At 67.8% G+C, this 5,244-nt stretch carries 3 protein-coding genes; all 3 read right to left on the bottom strand.

What is annotated here, in order from left to right; translation table 11 throughout:
- A partial coding sequence (locus tag sphsw_RS14600) for a molybdopterin oxidoreductase family protein (protein WP_081874348.1) occupies window positions 1-2,509 on the bottom strand: 2,509 nt, incomplete at its 3' end.
- Complete coding sequence (nirD, locus tag sphsw_RS14595; protein ID WP_031441259.1) at window positions 2,506-2,853, bottom strand: nitrite reductase small subunit NirD; 348 nt, start codon at window positions 2,851-2,853, stop codon at window positions 2,506-2,508. The genes sphsw_RS14600 and nirD, both read right to left, overlap by 4 nt.
- On the bottom strand, window positions 2,850-5,244 hold a 2,395-nt coding region (nirB, locus tag sphsw_RS14590; RefSeq protein WP_031441258.1), incomplete at its 5' end, for a nitrite reductase large subunit NirB. The genes nirD and nirB, both read right to left, overlap by 4 nt.

Here is a 5,244-nt window from a genome sequence, read left to right as displayed (position 1 = left end):
CGCTGACGAGCCGGTGGCGGGTGATCGCGGCGAGCAGGCTGTTGAGCCCGACGTCGAAGCACACGCAGACGATCGGCCCGCGATCGGCCGCGGGCGTAGCCGGGCGGCCGGCAAGCACTTCGAACGACGCGGCATTGGGAACGCCGAGCTGGTCGAGCAGCCAGTCGCGCGGCGGCAGGTCGGCGCCGCGCGAGACGAACAAGGCTGCCTCCAGCCGGCCGTCAGCGACCACCGCCGCGCGCACCACGCCGCGCCGCGCGTCGATCATCTCGGCACGCTCGCCGGCTGGCAGCAGCGCGGTGAGCGCAGCGGGATCGCCCTCGCCCGCCAGTTCGATCAGCCAGCCATGCGCGGTGCGGATCCGCGTCCAATAGGCGCAATCGAGCCCACTCGGCCGCGCGCGCGACACGAGGAAGCCGGTCCAGCCGGGCTTGTACGACCCGGCGCGCGCGGGGGTGTTCTTGAAGCCCGGCTGGCCCGAGACGGGGTCGCGATCCTTGCCGGGGAGCAGTCCCGCGCGGCCGCCGGCGCTGGTCTGGTCGGTCCAGTGGATCGGCACGAACAGCTCGCGGCGGCGCTGGTCGGGGGTGATCGCGACGCGGAAGATGCTGGCGCCGTGCGGCGTCTCAACCCGTGCGAGCGCGCCGTCGGCAAGGCCGAGCCGCTGCGCAGTATCGGGATGGACCTCGACCAGCGGCTCGCGACGATGCTGCGACAGCTTGGGCGACAGCCCGGTGCGTGTCATCGTGTGCCACTGGTCGCGGTAGCGCCCGGTGTTGAGGCGCAACGAGTAAGCGCGGCTGGCGTCGTCGCGCGGCGCGTGGACGACGGGCACGAGCCGCGCCTTGCCGTCGGGCGTCAGGAAAGCGCGCTCGGCGAACGGCGACGCGCCGCCCCATTGGAAGGGTGTCATCGCGTCATACGCCGCATTGGTGATTGCCGCATGATCGGAAATGTCGAGCAGCCGCGCGCCATCATTCTCGAACCCGGTCTGCGCGGCGAATTCGCGAAACACGCTCGCGGCGCTGCGATAGTCAAAACCGGCGAATCCCATGCGCTGTGCGACCTCCGCAATCGCCCACCAGTCGGCGCGCGCTTCGCCCGGCCGCGGCAAGAAGCCGCGCTGGCGCGATACGCGACGTTCGGAATTGGTGACCGTGCCGTCCTTCTCGCCCCAACCGAGTGCGGGCAGCTTCACCTGCGCAAACCGCAGCGTGTCGGTCTCGGCGATGCAGTCGGACACCACGACGAACGGGCAATTGGCGAGCGCGACGCGCGCCATGCGGGCATCGGGCATCGACACGGCGGGGTTGGTCGCCATGATCCACACCGCCTTGATCCGGCCTTTGGCCATCGCCTCGAACATGTCGACCGCTTTCAGCCCAGGCCGCGAACAGATTGTCGGCGACTGCCAGAAGCGCTGCGCGCGGTCGCGCTCGGCCTCCGAAAACCCCATGTGCACGGCGAGCGTCGAGGCGAGCCCGCCGACCTCGCGACCGCCCATCGCATTGGGCTGGCCGGTGATGCTGAACGGCCCCGCGCCGGGCATGCCGATCCGGCCGGTGGCGAGGTGGAGGTTGATGATCGCGTTGGCCTTGTCGGTGCCGCTGGTCGACTGGTTCACGCCTTGGCTGAACAGCGTGATCGTGTGCGGGTGATCCGCGAACAGATCGTAGAACGCCTGCAGGTCGGCTGGCGCGATGTCGCAGACGCGCGCGACGTCGGGGTTCGGCAGGGTCTTCCAGAAGCCATCGGGGACGCTCACGCGCTCGGCGAGCGCCTTGCCGTCGAGCCGCCAGCTATCGCGCATATGCGCGAGCAGTCCGGTGAACAAAGCGACGTCGCTGTCGGGCGCGATCGCGAGATGGAGATCGGCGCGCTCGGCGGTCTCGGTGCGGCGCGGGTCGATCACCACCAGCTTGGTGCCGCGCGCCGCCCGCGCCGCCTCGATCCGCTGCCAGATCACCGGATGGCACCAGGCGGTATTCGATCCGACCAGCACGATCAGGTCGGCGGCATCGAGATCGTCATAGCTGCACGGCACGACATCCTCGCCGAACGCACGAACATGCGCCGCCACCGCGCTTGCCATGCAGAGCCGCGAATTGGTGTCGATATTGGCGGTGCCGATAAAGCCCTTCATCAGCTTGTTGGCGACGTAATAATCCTCGGTCAGCATCTGGCCCGAAGCGTAGAAGGCGACGCTGTCGGGGCCATATTCGGCGATCGTCGCGGCGAAGCGCTGCGCGACATGGTCGAGCGCGTCGTCCCAGCTGGTCTGGCGGGTGCCGATCATCGGGTGAAGCAGGCGGCCTTCGAGGCCGATCGTCTCGCCGAGATGGGTGCCCTTGGAGCAGAGCTTACCGAAGTTGGCGGGGTGATCGGGATCGCCGGCGATCGTCGCGGTTCGGTCGCCGGTCCGCGTTGCGAGCACGCCGCAGCCGACGCCGCAATAGGCGCAGGTCGTCCTTACATTTAGCCCCTCCCCTGAAGGAAAGGGGCTTATCATGCCGCTACCCCCGCAAGCGCTTCAGCTCGGCCGATCAGGATCCGCCCGCCATCAATCTTGACCGGGATCACCGGCACGCACCCCTTGTCCTCTCCGAGCGCCTCGCCCGTCACCAGCGAGATCCGCCAATTGTGCAGCGGGCAGGTCACCGTGGTGTCGTGGACGATCCCCTGGCTGAGTGGCCCCTGTTTGTGCGGGCATTGGTTGGCGAGCGCATAGACCTCGCCATTGGCGGTGTGGAAGATCGCGATCTCGCGCCCGCCGCGTACCGGCAGCGTCCGCGCGCCGAGCGCGGGGAGCTGATCGACCGGACCGATGTCCAGCCATTCGCCGACCGCGCTCATGCCGTCACCAACGCAGGCGCCGCCAGCGGACGGATCTCAGCGAGATGCTGGTGGAGTTTGTAATCCTCCCCCGCCGCGCGCTTTGCCCAGGGATCGTCCTGCATGAAGCGCTGCGAATAATGGAAGCGCGCGGTCAGCGCCTTGCGGCCCTCCACGTCCTCGACGATCCGCGCCTTGATATAGTCGAGCCCGACGCGCTCGACCCACGGCGCGGTGCGATCGAGATAGCGCGCTTCCTCGCGGTAGAGCTGGATGAACGCCGCGCAGTGATCGAGCGCCTCCTGCTCGGTCGCGACCTTGCACAGGAAATCGGTGCCGCGCAGCTTGATCCCGCCATTGCCGCCGATCGAGAGCTCGTAGCCGCTGTCGACGCAGATCACGCCGAAATCCTTGATCGTCGCCTCGGCGCAGTTGCGCGGACAGCCCGACACCGCGATCTTGAACTTGTGCGGCATGAAGCTGCCCCAGGTCATCTGCTCGGTCTTGATCCCGAGCCCGGTCGAATCCTGCGTCCCGAAGCGGCACCATTCCGAACCGACGCACGTCTTCACGGTGCGCAGCGCCTTGGCATAGGCATGGCCGCTGACCATCCCCGCCGCATTGAGATCGGCCCACACCGCGGGCAGATCCTCTTTCTTGATGCCGAAGATGTCGAGACGCTGGCCGCCGGTCACCTTGACCATCCGCGCCTCGTATTTCTCGGCGACATCGGCGATCGCGCGGAGTTCCCTGGGATTGGTGACCCCGCCCCACATCCGCGGGACGACCGAATAGGTGCCGTCCTTCTGGATGTTGGCGTGCATTCGCTCGTTGACGAAGCGCGACTGGTTGTCGTCGACGAACTCGCCAGGCCAGGCGCAGAGCAGATAGTAATTGAGCGCGGGGCGGCACGACGAACAGCCATCGGGCGTCGTCCAGTGCAGCGCCTGCATCACCTGCGGGATCGCCTTGAGCTCTTTTTCGAGAATCAGCCGGCGGACGTCCTCATGCGTGAAGCTGGTGCATTTGCAAACGGTCGGCGCGCTGCGCTCGCCGTCGAACGCGTCACCCAGCGTGACCGCGAGCAACCCCTCGACCAGTGGCGTGCACGACCCGCACGACGCCGATGCCTTGGTGCACGCGCGGACCGCGTCGAGCGTGCACGCGCCGCCCGCGATCGCGCCGACCACCCTGCCCTTGCTGACGCCGTTGCAGCCGCAGATCTCGGCATCGTCCGCCAAAGCCGCGACTGCCGCATTAGGGTTTGCCGATGCCGCTCCTCCGCTGGCGAACGCCTGGCCGAAGATCAGCGCGTCGCGGATGTCGGCGACGTCCTGCTGCTTCCTGAGCAGATCGAAATACCAGTTGCCGTCCTGCGTATCGCCGTAAAGCACCGCGCCGATGACGCGGTCGTCCTTGACCACGACGCGCTTGTATATGCCGCGCGAAGCATCGCGCATGACGATGTCCTCACACCCTTCGCCGCCCGAGAAGTCGCCCGCCGAGAAGACGTCGATCCCCGAGACCTTCAGCTTGGTCGAGGTGACCGATCCGGTATAGCCCGAGGGCGTCGCGACGAGCCTGTCGGCAAGGCTGCGGCACATCTCCCACAGCGGCGCGACGAGGCCGTAGACGAGGCCGTTATGCTCGACGCATTCGCCGACCGCGAGGATGTTGGCGTCCGAGGTCACGAGATGATCGTCGACATGAATTCCGCGCCCGATCGCCAGGCCCGCGGCGCGCGCGAGCTTGACGTTGGGGCGGATGCCGACTGCCATCACCACCAGCGCCGCGGGTATGTCGCGCCCGTCCTTGAGACGGACGCCCTCGACCTTGCCCTGGCCGTAGATTTCGGCGGTATCCGCGTCGGTCAGGATCGTCTGCCCCCGCGCCTCGAGCGCGGCCTTGAGCAGCCACCCTGCCGCCTCGTCGAGCTGGCGCTCCATCAGCGTCGGCATGATGTGAAGCACCGTGACCTTCATGCCGCGCAAGCTCAGGCCATGCGCCGCCTCGAGCCCGAGCAGCCCGCCGCCGATCACCACCGCATCCCCGCCAGCGTCCGCCGCACGCAGCATCGCACCGACATCGTCCATGTCGCGGAAGGTGACGACCCCCTGCAGATCATGCCCCGGCACCGGAATGATGAACGGGTCCGAGCCCGTCGCCAGGATGAGTTTGTCGTAGCTCTCGACCCGGCCCGATCGCGCGGTGACGGTCTGGATCTTGCGGTCGATCGCGACGACGGGGTCGCTCGCGACGAGCTCGATCGCGTTGTCGGCATACCAGGCGAGATCGTTGATCACGATGTCGTCGAACGCCTTGTCCCCGGCGAGCAGCGGCGACAGCATGATGCGGTTGTAGTTCACGTGCGGCTCGGCGCCGAAGATCGTGATGCGATAGCGGTTTGCGTCA

This window comes from Sphingomonas sp. FUKUSWIS1 (genome assembly GCF_000733135.1).
GTDB classification, from domain to species: domain Bacteria; phylum Pseudomonadota; class Alphaproteobacteria; order Sphingomonadales; family Sphingomonadaceae; genus Sphingomonas; species Sphingomonas aerolata.
Note: the sequence above shows the minus strand (reverse complement) of the source record. Positions and strands in the feature narration are given on the sequence as shown.

Excerpts from the sequence above, each read along its gene's own strand:
- nirD (WP_031441259.1), bottom strand. The coding sequence starts at position 2,853 with ATGAGCGCGGTCGGCGAATGGCTGGACATCGGTCCGGTCGATCAGCTC.